At 57.5% G+C, this 15,039-nt stretch carries 16 protein-coding genes and 1 tRNA gene; 8 read left to right on the top strand and 9 right to left on the bottom strand.

The window, feature by feature from the left end; all coding sequences use genetic code 11:
* Window positions 1-29: 29 nt before the first annotated feature.
* Entirely contained in the window at window positions 30-374 is a 345-nt protein-coding gene (locus tag Q1B46_RS06935) for an MmcQ/YjbR family DNA-binding protein (RefSeq protein WP_299946694.1), read from the bottom strand.
* A 218-nt stretch (window positions 375-592) separates the two neighbouring features.
* Between Q1B46_RS06935 and cysS the strand changes: the two genes are divergently transcribed.
* The 3 genes from cysS to Q1B46_RS06920 all read left to right on the top strand — a co-directional run bounded on the left by cysS (window position 593) and on the right by Q1B46_RS06920 (window position 4,688).
* Window positions 593-2,212: a cysteine--tRNA ligase gene (gene cysS / locus Q1B46_RS06930; protein WP_299946227.1), complete on the top strand. Its 1,620-nt coding sequence runs from the start codon at window positions 593-595 to the stop codon at window positions 2,210-2,212.
* Window positions 2,213-2,275: 63 nt separating this feature from the next.
* A complete protein-coding gene (cimA, locus tag Q1B46_RS06925; protein WP_299946692.1) occupies window positions 2,276-3,910 on the top strand; it encodes a citramalate synthase in 1,635 nt (544 codons plus the stop codon).
* Between the two features lies 1 nt (window position 3,911).
* Window positions 3,912-4,688 (top strand): squalene/phytoene synthase family protein, encoded by a 777-nt coding sequence (locus tag Q1B46_RS06920; protein ID WP_299946224.1) that lies wholly within the window; start codon window positions 3,912-3,914, stop codon window positions 4,686-4,688.
* 2 nt (window positions 4,689-4,690) lie between these two features.
* Here Q1B46_RS06920 and Q1B46_RS06915 read toward each other — a convergent pair whose 3' ends face one another.
* The gene (locus Q1B46_RS06915; protein WP_299946221.1) at window positions 4,691-5,920 is read right to left on the bottom strand and encodes an MFS transporter; all 1,230 of its coding nucleotides are present in this window, start codon (window positions 5,918-5,920) and stop codon (window positions 4,691-4,693) included.
* A 98-nt stretch (window positions 5,921-6,018) separates the two neighbouring features.
* Here Q1B46_RS06915 and Q1B46_RS06910 point away from each other — a divergent pair, with 98 nt between their 5' ends.
* The 3 genes from Q1B46_RS06910 to Q1B46_RS06900 are packed head-to-tail and all read left to right on the top strand — an operon-like array spanning window position 6,019 to window position 7,645.
* Window positions 6,019-6,651, top strand: coding sequence for a DNA-3-methyladenine glycosylase 2 family protein (locus Q1B46_RS06910; RefSeq protein WP_299946219.1), 633 nt, complete (start codon window positions 6,019-6,021; stop codon window positions 6,649-6,651).
* Window positions 6,648-7,313, top strand: a complete 666-nt coding sequence (locus tag Q1B46_RS06905; protein WP_170757582.1) for an alpha/beta fold hydrolase — start codon at window positions 6,648-6,650, stop codon at window positions 7,311-7,313. Before Q1B46_RS06910 ends, Q1B46_RS06905 begins: the two co-directional genes overlap by 4 nt.
* A gap of 29 nt (window positions 7,314-7,342) precedes the next feature.
* Entirely contained in the window at window positions 7,343-7,645 is a 303-nt protein-coding gene (locus Q1B46_RS06900; protein WP_299946216.1) for a putative quinol monooxygenase, read from the top strand.
* 4 nt (window positions 7,646-7,649) lie between these two features.
* On the opposite strand, the gene Q1B46_RS06895 is transcribed toward Q1B46_RS06900, so the two are convergent.
* Together Q1B46_RS06895 and Q1B46_RS06890 are read right to left on the bottom strand one after the other, a co-directional pair.
* Window positions 7,650-8,075, bottom strand: coding sequence for a VOC family protein (locus Q1B46_RS06895; RefSeq protein ID WP_299946214.1), 426 nt, complete (start codon window positions 8,073-8,075; stop codon window positions 7,650-7,652).
* 31 nt (window positions 8,076-8,106) lie between these two features.
* On the bottom strand, window positions 8,107-8,712 hold the full coding sequence (locus tag Q1B46_RS06890) for a pseudouridine synthase (RefSeq protein ID WP_299946689.1): 606 nt from the start codon (window positions 8,710-8,712) through the stop codon (window positions 8,107-8,109).
* Window positions 8,713-8,925: 213 nt separating this feature from the next.
* On the opposite strand from Q1B46_RS06890, the gene Q1B46_RS06885 reads away from it, so the two are divergent.
* On the top strand, window positions 8,926-9,513 hold the full coding sequence (locus tag Q1B46_RS06885; RefSeq protein ID WP_299946211.1) for an HNH endonuclease: 588 nt from the start codon (window positions 8,926-8,928) through the stop codon (window positions 9,511-9,513).
* Between the two features lie 3 nt (window positions 9,514-9,516).
* Here the strand turns inward: Q1B46_RS06885 and Q1B46_RS06880 are convergent, their stop codons facing one another.
* Both Q1B46_RS06880 and Q1B46_RS06875 read right to left on the bottom strand, forming a co-directional pair.
* A complete protein-coding gene (locus tag Q1B46_RS06880) occupies window positions 9,517-9,978 on the bottom strand; it encodes a disulfide bond formation protein B (protein WP_299946208.1) in 462 nt (153 codons plus the stop codon).
* Window positions 9,975-10,553 (bottom strand): YqaA family protein, encoded by a 579-nt coding sequence (locus Q1B46_RS06875; protein WP_299946207.1) that lies wholly within the window; start codon window positions 10,551-10,553, stop codon window positions 9,975-9,977. Before Q1B46_RS06875 ends, Q1B46_RS06880 begins: the two co-directional genes overlap by 4 nt.
* Window positions 10,554-10,698: 145 nt before the next feature.
* On the opposite strand from Q1B46_RS06875, the gene Q1B46_RS06870 reads away from it, so the two are divergent.
* Window positions 10,699-10,784 (top strand) — tRNA-Leu (locus Q1B46_RS06870).
* Between the two features lie 82 nt (window positions 10,785-10,866).
* Here Q1B46_RS06870 and Q1B46_RS06865 read toward each other — a convergent pair.
* Genes Q1B46_RS06865 through Q1B46_RS06855 form a run of 3 tightly spaced genes read right to left on the bottom strand, consistent with a single transcriptional unit; the run spans window position 10,867 to window position 14,949 of the window.
* Entirely contained in the window at window positions 10,867-11,901 is a 1,035-nt protein-coding gene (locus Q1B46_RS06865) for a lipocalin-like domain-containing protein (protein ID WP_299946204.1), read from the bottom strand.
* Complete coding sequence (locus Q1B46_RS06860; protein ID WP_299946202.1) at window positions 11,891-14,305, bottom strand: ABC transporter permease; 2,415 nt, start codon at window positions 14,303-14,305, stop codon at window positions 11,891-11,893. Before Q1B46_RS06860 ends, Q1B46_RS06865 begins: the two co-directional genes overlap by 11 nt.
* Complete coding sequence (locus Q1B46_RS06855; protein ID WP_299946199.1) at window positions 14,302-14,949, bottom strand: ABC transporter ATP-binding protein; 648 nt, start codon at window positions 14,947-14,949, stop codon at window positions 14,302-14,304. The genes Q1B46_RS06860 and Q1B46_RS06855 overlap by 4 nt, the downstream gene beginning before the upstream one ends.
* Window positions 14,950-15,039: the final 90 nt, after the last annotated feature.

Here is a 15,039-nt window from a genome sequence, read left to right as displayed (position 1 = left end):
CATCTCGATTTACTCAATAAGGCTGCGCATTAGCCACGCGGTGGCAATGTTGCCTGAACTTTCTTGGTGAGCGTTGTTCTTATGATGTCATAAGACGAAAGTAGTCGGTGCTGTATTTCTTCCGGATCCGCGGACCAGGGCAGGCGAACCCAACTGCGATGGAAATAGGGGGCCTTGGCGCCTACACCGGCGTCGATCAACATCTGGGCGGTTTCGATGTCGGGGGTTTTGACGGAAACTCCGTCACCTGCGGTGCCCACGCAGGCAAACATCTTGCCTCCAACTTTCCAAGCGTCGTGGCCTCCGCCCCAGGGATCGGAAAGCTCGGCGCCGGGCAGGGTGGCGCAAACGGTATTGACGTATTCTCGGGTCATGTTGGGCAGAGTGCCGTTGAGGGGGACAAAACTCAAGACTTGGCTCAGGGTCGAACCCGTGCTAGGCAAAGCACATGAACCGGAATATTTGCATCATTACTTGCTGCATTACCTGCTGATATCTCAAGCGGGCCGGTTTCTTTCGTTTTCATCTCTGAGACAAGTTGCTAAGCCCGCGCCAACGCGTGACGTATACGCTGTTTCAGGAGCACGACCCGATGACGACAATCAAACTGCACAACACGAGGACACGGACGAAAGAGGATTTCGTGCCGATCGATCCAATGAATGTGCGGATGTATGTCTGTGGCCCGACGGTCTATGACCGCGCCCATCTTGGGAACGCGCGGCCTGTGGTTGTGTTCGACGTGCTCTACCGTTTGTTGCGTTATGTCTACGGCGCGGATCACGTGACCTATGTGCGCAATTTCACCGACGTGGATGACAAGATCAACGCAACCGCGTTGGCGCGCAAGCAGGCCGGGGCCGAGGGATCGCTTGAGCAGTTGGTACAGGAACGCTCGGACGAGACTATTGGCTGGTACTTGCACGACATGGGCGCGCTTGGCGCGATGGAGCCCGACGCGATGCCGCGCGCCACACAGTACATTGCACAGATGGTTGCGATGATCGAGGACTTGATTGCCAAGGGGCATGCATATGCCGCCGAGGGGCATGTGCTGTTCGCGGTGGACAGTTGGAAGGAACACTACGGCGCGTTGTCCGGGCGCTCGGTGGATGACATGATCGCTGGGGCCCGGGTTGAGGTTGCTCCCTATAAGAAAAATCCGATGGACTTTGTTCTGTGGAAACCCTCGACCGATGAACTTCCGGGTTGGGACAGCCCGTGGGGTCGGGGGCGACCGGGTTGGCATATTGAATGCTCGGCAATGGCGGATGATTTGTTGTGGAAGCAACCGCTGGCTGTGGGCGCTTTGTCTGAACAAGCGCTGCAGCATCCTCACGTCATTGATATTCATGGTGGTGGCAACGATTTGATGTTCCCACACCATGAGAACGAGATCGCCCAAAGCTGCTGTGCAAATGAACAAGACGTCTTTGCCAATTACTGGCTGCATAATGAGATGCTGCAGGTCGAAGGTAAGAAGATGTCCAAATCGCTTGGCAATTTCTTCACCGTGCGTGATCTGCTGGAGCAAGGCGTGCCGGGTGAGGTGATCCGGTTTGTCTTCCTGCAGACCCACTATCGCAAGCCGATGGACTGGACCGAGAAAAAGGCGCATGAGGCCGAGGCGACGCTGCGCAAGTGGCGAGCGCTGACGACGGGCATCGAGCCCGCCGACACCGCTGCACCTGCGGTTATCGATGCGCTGGCAGATGATCTGAACACTGCAGGTGCCATCACTGAACTCCATCGTTTGGCCTCGAAGGGAGAGGGTGCTCTACTTCTTGCCTCAGCAAGAACTCTTGGTCTGCTCGCGAAAAAAAATGGATACTGGGCGGACGATCAAGAAACGATGGATAAGTCATTTTTCTCAGATGAAATATCTGCACTTATGACTCTGAGGGAACGGCTTAAGTCGCGAGCAAAAGCACTAATGAAAGTGGGCGACCGTGAAAACGGCAAATGGTTTTTCGAATGGGCAGATCAAATTCGGGATGAAGCCCTCCCAAGTTTCGGTTTCATCGTAAACGATACCGCAGATGGTTATGATTGGGAGCTGAAACCGGTACTTAAAGGAACAGGAGATGTGACTACATCCGCGGGCGAAACTAGTTCGACTAAAACACAACAAGATCGTTGGGATGATACGCTGGGCAGGCTGAAGAACTACAGACTCCGTTTGCAAAGCCAGTGCGATGAAATGGAAGTCTGAGTTCTTTGACGACTGTTTAAGTGCTTTCAAATGTAATCTCCATCAAGCCTAAGAGCCAGAATGATGATAAAAGAACGCCTCTACCTCTACGACACCACTTTGCGCGATGGGCAGCAGACGCAGGGTGTGCAGTTCTCGACCGCCGAGAAGGTGCAGATCGCACAGGCATTGGATGCGTTGGGCCTCGACTACATTGAAGGCGGTTGGCCCGGGGCGAACCCCACGGATAGTGCATTTTTCGAAGATGCGCCAAAGACTTCGGCGTGCATGACCGCGTTTGGGATGACCAAACGCGCGGGTCGCTCGGCAGAGAATGATGATGTGCTGGCCGCTGTGATGAATGCCGGAACTCCAGCTGTTTGTCTGGTTGGTAAATCGCATGATTACCATGTGACCCAAGCACTTGGTATCGCGTTGGAGGAGAACACTGAGAACGTGCGCGCCTCGGTCGCGCATATCGTGGCGCAAGGGCGCGAGGCTCTGTTCGATGCCGAGCATTTCTTTGATGGCTACAAGGACAACCCGGGTTACGCGGTTGAAGTGTGCCGTGCTGCGCTGGACGCGGGTGCGCGGTGGGTGGTGTTGTGTGACACCAACGGCGGTGCCTTGCCAGCCGAGGTCGGGCGGATCGTGTCCGAGGTGATTGCCGCCGGTCTGCCGGGTGATCGGCTGGGCATTCATACGCATAACGATACGGAAAATGCTGTGGCCAGTTCGTTGGCAGCCGTCGACGCGGGTGCGCGGCAGATTCAGGGTACTTTGAACGGATTGGGAGAGCGTTGCGGCAACGCCAACCTGACCGCTCTGATCCCGACGCTGATGCTGAAAGAACCCTATGCCTCGCGCTATGAGATTGGCGTGAAGCCCGAGGCCTTGGCCGGGCTGACGCGGATCAGCCGGATGCTGGATGATATCCTGAACCGGGTGCCAAGCAAGCAGAGCGCCTACGTTGGTGCGTCGGCTTTTGCGCATAAGGCGGGGTTGCACGCCAGCGCGATCCTCAAAGACCCGACAACCTATGAGCATATCGATCCGGCGCGTGTGGGGAACGCGCGCATCATTCCGATGTCGAATCAGGCCGGGCAATCGAACCTGCGCAAACGTCTGACCGATGCGGGATTATCCGTCGAAGCGGGTGATCCGGCGCTGGGGCGTATTCTTGAGCGGATCAAACTGCGTGAGGCCGAAGGTTATTCCTATGACACGGCGCAGGCCAGCTTTGAGCTGTTGGCGCGCGATGAGCTGGGGCAATTGCCCGAATTCTTTGAGGTCAAACGCTATAAGGTGACCGTTGAGCGCCGGAAGAACAAATACAACAAGATGGTCAGCTTGTCCGAGGCGGTTGTTGTTGTGAAAGTTGATGGTGAGAAGAAGCTGTCTGTCAGTGAATCTCTCGATGAAAGCGGCAGTGACCGGGGCCCGGTGAATGCGCTTGCCAAGGCTCTGGCCAAGGACCTGGGGCAGTATTCGCAGATACTTTCGGATATGCGGCTTGTCGATTTCAAGGTGCGCATCACCCAAGGTGGGACCGAGGCGGTGACGCGCGTGATCATCGACAGCGAAGACGGGCAGGGGCGGCGTTGGTCGACCGTAGGTGTAAGTGCGAACATAATTGATGCATCGTTCGAGGCTCTGTTGGATGCGATCCAGTGGAAACTGGTCAACGATTGTATCCCCCGCTCAGCTGCCGCTGAATAGCGTGGAATTCGACGACGACATCAAAGCCTGCGCAGCACTGGTGCATCGGGCCGATCCGGACCGGTTTATGGCGGCCATGGCCGCACCGGTTGAAGCGCGTGCAGTCCTGTTTCCGATTTATGCGCTGAACGTCGAAGTAGCGCGCGCCCCGTGGGTGACACAGGAAAGCATGATTGCCGAGATGCGTCTGCAATGGTGGCGCGATGCGCTGCAGGAAATTGCCGAACGTCCAAATGTGCGGCGTCACGAAGTTGTCACGCCATTGTCGCGCGTTCTCTCGCCACATCTGGCGGCGCAGCTAGATGAATATGTAGCCGTAAGGCGTTGGGATATTTACCGTGATCCGTTCGAGGATGAAGTGCATTTTGATGCCTACATCAACCACAGCGCGGGAACTCTGATGGCGGTGTCCGCGCAGGCTTTGGGCGCGGCGGATGAAGAAGTCTTGCGCAATTTTGGCTATGCCATGGGGGTCGCGAACTGGTTTCGGGCCATTCCCGATCTTGAGGCGCGGGGTCGCATCCCTCTGCTCGATGGCACACAGGATGGGGTCCGGGTGCTGGCACAGAAGGCTTTGGATCGATTGGCGCGTGCACGATCCACGCGTACTGAGGTTTCATCACAGGCACGTCCTGCCCTTTATGCAGGGTGGCAGACGGAATGGGTGCTGCGGACCACTTTGGCGCGGCCAGAACGCGTGGCTGCAGGCGCGCTGGCACAGGGTGAGCTCCGTCGCCGGTTTTCCTTGATGAAGACAGCAGCGACTGGACGCTGGTAAGGTCAGGCAGGTTGCGGGTCGTCTGACGGCCTCAGAACCAGCCACAGCAATGCACCACCTGCAAGGGTCAGAAGTGGGATCATAGCGAGGTTTACCGCCGTCCAGCCCTCGACCGCTGAGCCGCCCGAACAGTTCATCAACCCACCAGACGCCAGCGAGGCGAATGTTACACCGCCAAAGACTAGCAGATCGTTCAGGCCCTGCATCCGACCACGCTCATGCACTTCATGCGAGGCGGCCAGCATGCTCGTGGCGCCGATAAATCCAAAGTTCCAGCCAACGCCTAACAGGATCAGGGCGATGAAGAAGTTGCCCAGATCGACGCCTTGCAGGGCGACGATGCCCGCCCCGCCGAGGATGGCTAGTCCAAGGGCCACGATTTTCTCAACACCGAACCGTGCAATCAGGTGGCCTGTGAAGAAGCTGGGAATGTACATCGCTAACACGTGGCTGGTGACGATATCTGCTGCATCGCCTTCGGTATATCCACACCCGACAACGGCCAGAGGTGTCGATGTCATCACAAGGTTCATCAAAGCATACGAGACCATGGCACAGATGATTGCGACTGCAATGCGTGGCGTTTTTAGCAGCTCCAACCGTGTACGGCCTTTGGGTTCGTCCTTGGTCGGCTTCGGTGGCGTTGGGATGTCGAGAAAGAAGAACAGGGCGGAGCCGAGTACGTTGATCGCGATTACGGCAAGGTAAGTACCCAGAAACGGGATTACATAGGCCTGTGAGGTCAGTTTGACGATCTGCGGGCCGATGATCGCCGCCGCAAGCCCCCCTGCCATGACGTAAGAGATGGCCTTGGGCCGGAATGCGTCGGACGCGGTATCGGCGGCAGCAAAGCGATAGAATCCATGTGCGCTCATGTAGATGCCGGTCAGGAAGCTGCCCAGCAGGAATATCGGGAACGAGCCAAGATAGAGACCATAGGCTCCGATAACCCCGCCCGCAGCACCCGCAGTCGACCCCACAAGAAACCCGGCGCGGCGTCCCCAGCGTTGCATGATTGCCGAGATCGGCGTGGCCGCCAGCATCGATCCCAGAACGATCAGTGAAATCGGCAATGTCGCGAGGCAAGCGTTGCTGGCCAGCGATTGCCCAGCCAAACCGCCGACAATAAACATAATGGGCATCTGCGCGCCCAAGATCGCCTGCGCGGCCACCAATACGGCGACATTGCGCTTGGCCTGACTATCGTCGGGTGTGGCTGCGGTCAGTGTCATGGGCGAATGGTTATCTACGATTGAGACTAGGCACAAGCGGGTTGCATATGCGGTACATCCGCCTAACGTGCGGACAAGGATCACATATCGGAGAGCACATGTCCGTCGGACGCATCATCGAAACCTTGGACTGCGTGACCGAAGGGGCCGAATGGCTGGCCGGAGCTTGTCCAAAGATGGCTTATGCGATGGAGCAAACCGGTCCTTTGCCATTGCGACGCAAGCCGGATGGGTTCGCACAACTGCTCAGCGCGATTGTTAGCCAACAGGTCAGCGTGGCCTCGGCCAACGCGATTTGGAAGCGGTTACAGGATGCCAAATTGACCGGCCCGCGCAAGATCATGTGGGCCACGGATGATGATCTGCGGGCCGTTGGCCTCAGCCGTCAGAAAATCCGCTATGCCCGCGCTTTGGCCGAGGCGCGGATCGATTACAAAGCACTACAGGACGCCTCGGATGATGAGGTTGTCGCGATCCTGACCGAGGTGCCCGGCATCGGTGTCTGGACCGCTGAGATCTACGCCATGTTCTCGCTGGGTCGTGCGGATGTGATCGCGCCGGGTGATCTGGCCCTGCAGGAGGCGGCTCGCGTCCTTTACGATCTGCCAGAACGACCAACCGACAAAGAGTTGCGCAAGATGGCCGAAGCATGGTCGCCTTGGCGATCGGTTGCGGCGCGGGTGCTCTGGGCCTATTACCGGGTCGCAAAAGACAGAGAAGGGATCAGATGACACGGGTTTTGAATGCGCTGAGAAAAGAGCCGGTTTCGGGGGACACACGCTCGGTCGTGGTGTTTGTGCACGGCTATGGCGCCAACGGGGCTGACCTTCTGGGGCTGGCTGATCCGCTGGGCGAACACTTGCCGGATACTCTGTTCGTGGCCCCTGATGCGCCCGAGCAGATCCCCGGAATGCCCAACGGTTTTCAGTGGTTCCCTATCCCGTGGATTGATGGCTCGTCCGAGGAAGAAGCACGCCGTGGCATGGAAATGGCCGTTGAGGATTTCAACGCTTTCCTGGATGCGCTGATGGTGGATGAGGATGTTTTGCCCGAGCAGGTCGTCTTGTTTGGTTTCTCGCAAGGCACCATGATGAGCCTGTATGTCGCGCCGCGTCGTGAAGACCCGGTCGCCGGTATCGTCGCGTTTTCGGGCCGATTGCTGGAACCCGACCTGCTGCCAGATGAAACCGTTAGCCGCATGCCCATCCTGCTGGTACATGGCGACGCTGATGATGTGGTGCCTCCGCAATCATTGCCTGAGGCAGCCGAGGCGCTGCAGGCCGCTGATTTCAAAGAGGTTTATGCCCACGTGATGAAAGGCACCGGCCACGGGATCGCACCGGATGGCCTGAGTGTGGCGCTGGCTTTCATGCGGGACAAACTGAGCCTTTGACCTCTGGGCACTGACATAAGGAGGATGTGATGCTGATCGTGACAGGAGTGGTGGAAGTATCTGCAGCGGGGGTCGAGAAAGCCTCGACCGCTGCACAGGAAATGGTTGCGGAAACCCTGAAGGAGCCCGGATGCCTGATCTATGAGTTCAGCCAGATTCTGGGACAATCAAACCGTTTTCGGGTCTATGAGGAATGGCAGGACCAGTCCGCGCTCGAAGCCCATTTCACAACGCCACATATGGCAGCGTTTCAGGCTGCTCTGGGTGAGGTCGGAGTAACCTCGAGCGAAATCTACCGCGTGATTGGGGGCGAGAAGCAGCCGCTGCGCTAATGGATCAATCCCAAAGCCTGCCCTCGGAGAACTCCACCGAGTTGCCTGCCGGGTCGCGCACATAAAGTGACCGGGCGCCATTAGGCCAATCGAATTCGGCATCGACGGGAATATTCCAATCTAACAGATGCTTGCGCATCACGGCTATCTCATCGCGGGTCAGGACGAGGCAGACGTGACCAGGTCCGCGCGCGCCATGGGGCGGAACAGGCAGGTCTGGGTTGCTTGGTGGTTGCTCGGTCTCTTCGGCGTTGAATAGCAACAGGACCGACCCGCCGATCCGGTAAAAGACATGGCGATTGGCTGCGCGCTGAATTTTCTCAAGCCCCAGTACTTCTCCATAGAACCCTTCGGCTGCCTCCAGATCGTCGACATAAAGCGCGGCTTCCAGAATTGCCGAAGGGGAAGGAATGTCTGGTGTGACTTTCATACCGTAAGTGTATCACATCACGCAGTTTTTGTCATTGTCGGGGGCGTCGGTCCCGTTTGCGCGATGGAGAGGCGCTAATTGCCGGGATCGGCAGGCTCTCCCACTGACCGGGATTGAGGCCGTCCAACGACCAGTCTCCGATCCGGGCGCGGATCAGGCGCAGGGTCGGGTGGCCGACCGCAGCGGTCATCCGGCGCACCTGACGGTTGCGACCTTCACTGAGTATCAGTTCGATCCAGCAATCTGGCACGGTCTGACGGATACGGATCGGCGGGGTGCGTGGCCATAGGTCTGTGGGCTCGGCAATCAGACGCGCTTTGGCGGGGCGTGTCAGGCCATCCTTAAGCTCAATACCATCTCGCAGCGCCTTCATTGCCGCTGCATCTGGGATACCTTCGACTTGAACCCAATAAGTCTTGGCCATCTTGTGTTTGGGATCGGATATTTGTGCCTGCAGCCGCCCGTTGTCTGTCAGCAGCATCAAACCTTCGCTATCCCGGTCCAGCCGTCCTGCCGGATATACGTCCGGCAGATCGATGAAATCCGACAACGTGCTGCGGGGCGAGTCGGCATTAGCGCGATCCGTAAACTGCGGCAACACATCATAAGGTTTATTGAAACGGATGAACCAGGACATGCCATCGCCATAGCGTCCGGGCCACATCAGTGCAACCTGTGGATAACTGTCACCAATCTGTTACGGATTGAGCATAAGCAATACTCGAGATGTTGTGTGAACTCGGCACTTGTAAGAGTTTAAACACGAGATATAGTTGAATAAAGGCCGGGGCGGGTGTTCCCCGCTCTGGTGTCAAAAAACGGGCAGCTGAGTGCGAGGAGCGATTCTGTTATGGACGGAGACTTCAGGACCGAATTTGTCAGGGAACCCGGTGCGCTCAGGCATCATCCGGCATTGGTTCTGAACGCCGATTATCGCCCGCTTTCCTATTATCCGTTATCTTTGTGGCCTTGGCAGGAGGCGATAAAAGCCGCCTGGCTGGATCGTGTGGATATTGTGGCCGAATATGACGAAGTTGTCCGAAGCCCGAGTACCGAGATCCGAATACCCTCGGTCGTTGTTCTGAAAGATTATGTGAAACCCAGAAAGCGCGTGGCCTTCACGCGCTTTAATTTATTTCTGCGGGACGAATTCAAGTGTCAGTACTGCGGTAGCCGCGGAGATTTAACATTCGATCATGTCGTTCCGCGCGCTGCTGGGGGTGTCACCAGTTGGCAAAACGTCGTGGCGGCCTGTAGCCCGTGCAACCTGCGCAAGGGATCAAAGTCGCTTCGACAAGCCAGAATGTCTTTGAACAAACCTCCTCGGCAGCCCCACGCAGAAGCCCTAAGGAATATCGGCCGCAAATTCCCACCGAACCATCTGCATGACAGCTGGATCGATTTCCTTTACTGGGATGCCGAACTGGATCAGCTATAGCGCCTAACGTGCCCGCCAGGCCGCGATCCAAACAAGAACCAGACCAGCCGATATCAGCCCGTTCCAGCCCGCCATTGAAACGCCGAACATCTCCCACGGGATTTCATCGCACCGCACCAATGGTGCGGACATGATCTGATTCAACAGCTCTTCTGCGCTGAGGCCACCGATATCGCCGGATGTGCAGGTCGCTGGACCTTCCCACCAGCCTTGCTCGACCCCGGCATGGAAGAAACCGACCCCTGCGGTCGTGGCTGCAGCCAGGGCGCCCAGCAGGGGCAATGGACGAATGCCCAGAAAGGCGAACGCAAGCACGCCCAGAACGACTGCAGCGCCGTGCGGGTAGCGTTGCCAGATGCACATTTTGCAGGGCGACAACCCGCCGATGTATTGAAATCCCCAGGCGCCCAACAATAGGGCGGCCGAACCTGCGGTCGCAATCAGGATGAGCGTTTTCTTGGTCATAGGTACTTCACAATAAGGAAGCCACCAAACAGCAGGACGATGAACAAGGTGAACATCAGACCCAACCGCTTTTCGATGAAATCGCGGATTGGCTCACCAAATTTCCACAGCAGTCCGGCGACAAGGAAGAACCGCAACGCGCGTGCCAAAATCGAAGTGGCGATGAAAGTCCCCAGTGGCATACCAGTCCAACCGGACATGATGGTGATGACCTTGTATGGGAACGGAGTCACCCCTGCCGCGAGTACGGCCCAGAAACCGAAATCATTGAAACGTGCATTGAATTCTTCCATCGCGTGGGCTTTGCCCATGGCTTCGAGTATGGGCTGACCGAGGCTTTCGTAGAAGAACGCTCCGATGGCGTAGCCCAGCATTCCACCCAATACAGATGCCACCAAGGCGACAGTGGCGATCAGCCAAGCGCGCGATGGTCGCGCAATGATCATGGGAATCATCAGGACATCGGGTGGAATCGGAAAGAATGAACTCTCAACAAAAGCCACGATGGCCAGCGCCCACAATGCATGAGGGTGTTCTGCCAGACGAAGGGTCCAGTCATAAAGTGATCGCAACATGAAGAACAATTATCCCGGTAACAGTTGCTGCAAGCCAAACCATGCACCTGTCTGACCGTCAACCTCCGGTGATGAAACAATCGATGCAGTGGTTGTTTTTTGCCTCTGGACCTTCCCGCGGTAGGGCGGTAATTCAGTGGTCGTGGCCCAAGTGGCGGAATGGTAGACGCAGGGGATTCAAAATCCCCCGTCCTAACGGACGTGCCGGTTCGAGTCCGGCCTTGGGTACCAAAGTAAAAACAGAGGGTTAGGGGAACCTGCTCTCTGTTTTTTCTTTTTGACAATTATGTTTGCTCACACCAATTAGCTGGGTTCAGTATCCGGTCATCTCAAGATACCCGCGTCCTGCATGGCTGCCTGAGACGGTAACTGGGCCTTCCCAGTATTCGAATCGAGTCCCCATCCAGGCCTTGGGTGTCAGGGCAGATACTTCGACATCGACGTTATGATCCAGCAATGAAACACGCCATCGGGTTGGAACATCACGTTGTGCCACCCGGGTGGATTCAAGTGGATCTAACATAACAGAACCATCGGGCAGGGGCATGGTTTGCCCGTTCGAATCAATCCACGTCGCGGCGGTGAAATCCCCACGATCTCCGCGCAACCGGAATGCCATCAGTTTGTCGCCGCTATCAAAGCTGAGCGAGAACCAGTCCCAGCCGCTTTGATCTTGGGCAAGCGGTTGCGACGACCACTCACGATCCAACCAGCCTTTGCCGGTGACTTCGACGTCTTGGTCAGGCAAGTGCAGGATGCCTTCGACCGCAAAGAATGGCTGTGAGTAATAGTAACTGGCCTGACCATCAGCCGATTTCACCGAATATCCCGCATCGCCATGAAACACCAAGGGCCCCTGCGCCGCTAGTTTGAGATCATAACCAAAGTCTGATCCATTGGCGGTCAGGCTTAAGGTATTCAAATCGTCGCCGCGCATGTGCCATTCGTCGATCCAGGCCTCAAACGGATCAGCTGTGACACCGGCTTGCCCGATGCCGCCGCGGGATAACCGTTCCGCGAAATAGTGGTTTTCAGGTGTGGTCACCGCAGCGTGCCCCATCCAAATCTGGGGGCTTTGCCAACCTTCCGCTTCAGATGGCTTCAGGGCGGATCGGAACAAGGTCCACTGAATGCCATAGTCGCGGCCCTCGGCATCTTTGAGGTTTGCTGTCAGATACCACCATTCGATTCGGTATGATGGATGCGGGCCGTGATCCATGGGGAACTGAAAGCTGTAGCCCGGAACAGGTCGCGTGAATCCTTCTGCGCTGCCGCCAAGCCCTGCATAGCCCTGCGCCCAGCTGGTTATCGGGAGCAGGACAAATATGATGAATGCTCTAACGCTCACTGGCGAAAACCCTCAGCAAAGCGGCAGGCGGCAACCGGAGCAATCGCAGAGCGGGCAAGGCTGCCGCCAAAACAGCGGCGGCCAAAGTCAAAAGGAACAGAGCAAGCCAATCACCGGGGAATAGCTGCATGGGCAGACGCCAGCCGAATGCCTGCACGTTAATTATCGTCAGCAATACCCAGGCGAGGATCAATCCCAATGGCAAAGCCAGGCAGGCAGTTAATGCTGCAAGCAGGACGCTGCGCAAAACCTCCAGCCGGGCGAGCTGCGCGCGGGTCAGGCCCAACGCCCAGACCGGGGCGACTTGGGGAAGGCGCTGAGTCCACAATGTCAGCAGACTGGTCAGGATCGCAAAGCCCGCGACGCCCAGGGTCAGCACGTTCAGCGCCGAGGTGATTACGAAAGTTTTCTCGAAGATGGCCATCGATCGTGCCTTCATGGCCGCTTGTTGAACCACTGCCGTGGGCGATAGGTCAAACTGGGCGCGTAAACTCTGCACCAAATCCGAAGCCTGATCCGGTGCAACACGGACACCAAAGCGCCGGGTTTCTGTATTCGGGGCAATCTGATTGAGCAGCGGCATAGAAACGATCGCCTGACCGGTTGGGTTTCCATAGTCGGAATAGACGCCTGCGATTTGCAAAATATGCTCGGGTGTGATCGCCACTGTGTCTCCGGGCCACAAATCCGCGCGGCGGGCAAGTTGTTCGTTGATCAGGACTGCACCGTGGTTCAGGACGTTATCCCAAACGTCTGGTCCTTCAGCGATCAGGGGCCAATTGAGACGATAGCTTTCGTGATCAACGATCCCGTACAGAAACAAAGGCCCGGTTTCATGGGCCAACTCAGTGCTTCGTATGGGGAGGATCGCCGACACCCGTGGCGCCAGCCATTCGGTTATGTCTGCCGCTTGTGTATCATCCGCAGCGGTCACATAAAGCTCGGAAGTCAGGCGTTGATCCAGCCAGCCGGTGAAGGTTAGGCGGAAGCTTGAAACCATTGTTCCTACTCCGATATTTGCGGCTAGTGCCAGCAGCAAGGCCATCAGCGCCAGCGAAAGACCGGGCAATTGCGCGCGCATATCGGCCAGAACCCACTGTGAAACCGGAGTTTTTGCCCGCTGAATAAACAGCGCCAATACAGCCGACAGCAAAAGGGGCAGCAACAATGCAGCCCCGGTCAACACTCCGGCGAGCAGTGCAAATCCCGCGATCAACCCGCCGAAAGTAAAATATGCGATGGCACCTGCAGCAAGCAGGGCAAGGCCGCACATGCCTGTGATCAAAGCGGATGCTTTACCTCCGCCCCAGGCTTGTAATCCCGGTCCGGCAAGGATGGGCATGCGCGAAAGCCGCCAAAGCGCGTGCCCGCTGGCCGCCAGTGTGCCGCCCGTTGCCATCGCAAGACCTGCAGCAACCCATCGCGGGCGCAACGACATTTGGCCATCTATCGGCGCGCCGTAGAGACCGCGTAAGGTGGCGGCTACATCTGGTATTAATGCGCCCGCAAGGAAATATCCCAGAACAAGCCCGAACACACCTCCGATCAGGGCCAACAGCAGCAGTTCACTCAGGCCGATCCAGATCAGGTTTCGCATGGGCAGACCCAACGCACGTAGCGTGCGGATGGTGCCGCGCCTTTGCGCAAAGGCGAGGCCTACGGTGCCGTGAACGATGAACAGACCAACCGCGAACGAGAGCAGGCCGAAGGCTGATAGGTTCAAGTGAAAACTATCGGTGAGCTGCGCGGTATCCAGCTGCGTTGACGGTGTGATGCGTTGAAGGTCTGACGCGATTTCTGAAAGGGGCGGAACGCCACGGGGCTGATCCGGCAGGATGACCAGCCGGGAAATCTGACCGGGTTGGTTCAACAGATTCTCGGCCACGCCGATATCGGTCAGCACCAGATCAGGCGGCAGCGCTGTGCTGGTGATAACCGGTGGAAATCCGTCTGCCGATTGAAACAGCGGCGCAAGCTTGGGCGACATCAGTAACCGCCCCGGCGCTGTCAGCATATCAGCCGGGTTTGGGGCATCCGCGCTTTGCTCGATCTGTGAGATGGCGGGCAGGGCGGGATAGGCGACCATGTCCACCCCCATCAGGCGCACCGAACGGCCATCTGCACGCAACCTGCCTTCTAGGATGGCGGCCACCTGCCAGCCCGCGCGCCTGAGTTCTGAATAGCGCGACAACGGGATCAGCGAACCTGATGCGCGAAGTTCGTCGAATTGTCCGATGGCAAGCTGGGCGTTCGCGCGGTCATAGCTGGCGCGGGCCTCGGTGTTGATGGCCTGTACGGCCGACCAGAGACAGGTTGCCAAGGCGATACCCGTCAAAAGGGTCATCAATTGCAAAGGGTGCGCTCGCCAATGCGACAGTAGCGCATGGACCGCAGGACGGTTCATTCAATGCGCCCACCCGTCAGGTGCGCCCGGTGATCAAGTCGGGCGGCAATTTCAATCGAGTGGGTGACCAGCAAGAGCGCGGCACCGGTGTCAGCAACCAAAGAGAGCATCAGGTCCAGCACCACCGCGCTGGCCGTTTCATCCAGATTGCCTGTGGGTTCATCCGCCAACAATAATCGAGGCCGGATTGCCATGGCGCGCCCAATGGCGACCCGCTGCTGCTGGCCGCCCGAAAGGCTTTCGGGGTAGCGGTCTTTTAGATCGGACAGGCCTAGACGCTCTGTCAGGTGTGCGGTCCATTCCGGATCTTCCCGCCCTGCAAGCCGAGCGTGGATTGAAAGATTCTGATCAACTGTTAGCGACGGGATCAAGTTGAATTGCTGAAAGACCAGCGACAGTGTGCTGCGGCGCAATGCTGCCTGCTCAACATCGTTCAACCGGGACATGGGGCTTCCGTCCAGCGTGATCTCGCCGCCGTCGAAACCGTCCAAAGCTGCCACAAGGTGCAGCAGCGTGCTTTTGCCACTGCCGCTTTCACCGGTCAGCGCCAATGTCTCGCCCTGTTCCAAAGCCAGCGAGACGTCATTCAGGACAGGCCGCCCGCCGGGATAGGATTTTCGAACGTGATCAATCGATAGCAGCATGCGACCTCTCAACTGGCTCCGTCACAATGTGCAACGCAGCACGCCAGTGTCCAGAGCAGAGATTGGTTCTATTCGCCGCAGCCGTCCACT

This window comes from uncultured Ruegeria sp. (assembly GCF_947500045.1).
Taxonomy (GTDB): Bacteria; Pseudomonadota; Alphaproteobacteria; order Rhodobacterales; family Rhodobacteraceae; genus Ruegeria.
Note: the sequence above shows the minus strand (reverse complement) of the source record. Positions and strands in the feature narration are given on the sequence as shown.

Excerpts from the sequence above, each read along its gene's own strand:
- Q1B46_RS06935 (WP_299946694.1), bottom strand. The coding sequence starts at position 374 with ATGACCCGAGAATACGTCAATACCGTTTGCGCCACCCTGCCCGGCGCC.
- cysS (WP_299946227.1), top strand. The coding sequence starts at position 593 with ATGACGACAATCAAACTGCACAACACGAGGACACGGACGAAAGAGGAT.
- cimA (WP_299946692.1), top strand. The coding sequence starts at position 2,276 with ATGATAAAAGAACGCCTCTACCTCTACGACACCACTTTGCGCGATGGG.
- Q1B46_RS06915 (WP_299946221.1), bottom strand. The coding sequence starts at position 5,920 with ATGACACTGACCGCAGCCACACCCGACGATAGTCAGGCCAAGCGCAAT.
- Q1B46_RS06910 (WP_299946219.1), top strand. The coding sequence starts at position 6,019 with ATGTCCGTCGGACGCATCATCGAAACCTTGGACTGCGTGACCGAAGGG.
- Q1B46_RS06905 (WP_170757582.1), top strand. The coding sequence starts at position 6,648 with ATGACACGGGTTTTGAATGCGCTGAGAAAAGAGCCGGTTTCGGGGGAC.
- Q1B46_RS06900 (WP_299946216.1), top strand. The coding sequence starts at position 7,343 with ATGCTGATCGTGACAGGAGTGGTGGAAGTATCTGCAGCGGGGGTCGAG.
- Q1B46_RS06895 (WP_299946214.1), bottom strand. The coding sequence starts at position 8,075 with ATGAAAGTCACACCAGACATTCCTTCCCCTTCGGCAATTCTGGAAGCC.
- Q1B46_RS06890 (WP_299946689.1), bottom strand. The coding sequence starts at position 8,712 with ATGTCCTGGTTCATCCGTTTCAATAAACCTTATGATGTGTTGCCGCAG.
- Q1B46_RS06885 (WP_299946211.1), top strand. The coding sequence starts at position 8,926 with ATGGACGGAGACTTCAGGACCGAATTTGTCAGGGAACCCGGTGCGCTC.
- Q1B46_RS06880 (WP_299946208.1), bottom strand. The coding sequence starts at position 9,978 with ATGACCAAGAAAACGCTCATCCTGATTGCGACCGCAGGTTCGGCCGCC.
- Q1B46_RS06875 (WP_299946207.1), bottom strand. The coding sequence starts at position 10,553 with ATGTTGCGATCACTTTATGACTGGACCCTTCGTCTGGCAGAACACCCT.
- Q1B46_RS06860 (WP_299946202.1), bottom strand. The coding sequence starts at position 14,305 with ATGAACCGTCCTGCGGTCCATGCGCTACTGTCGCATTGGCGAGCGCAC.
- Q1B46_RS06855 (WP_299946199.1), bottom strand. The coding sequence starts at position 14,949 with ATGCTGCTATCGATTGATCACGTTCGAAAATCCTATCCCGGCGGGCGG.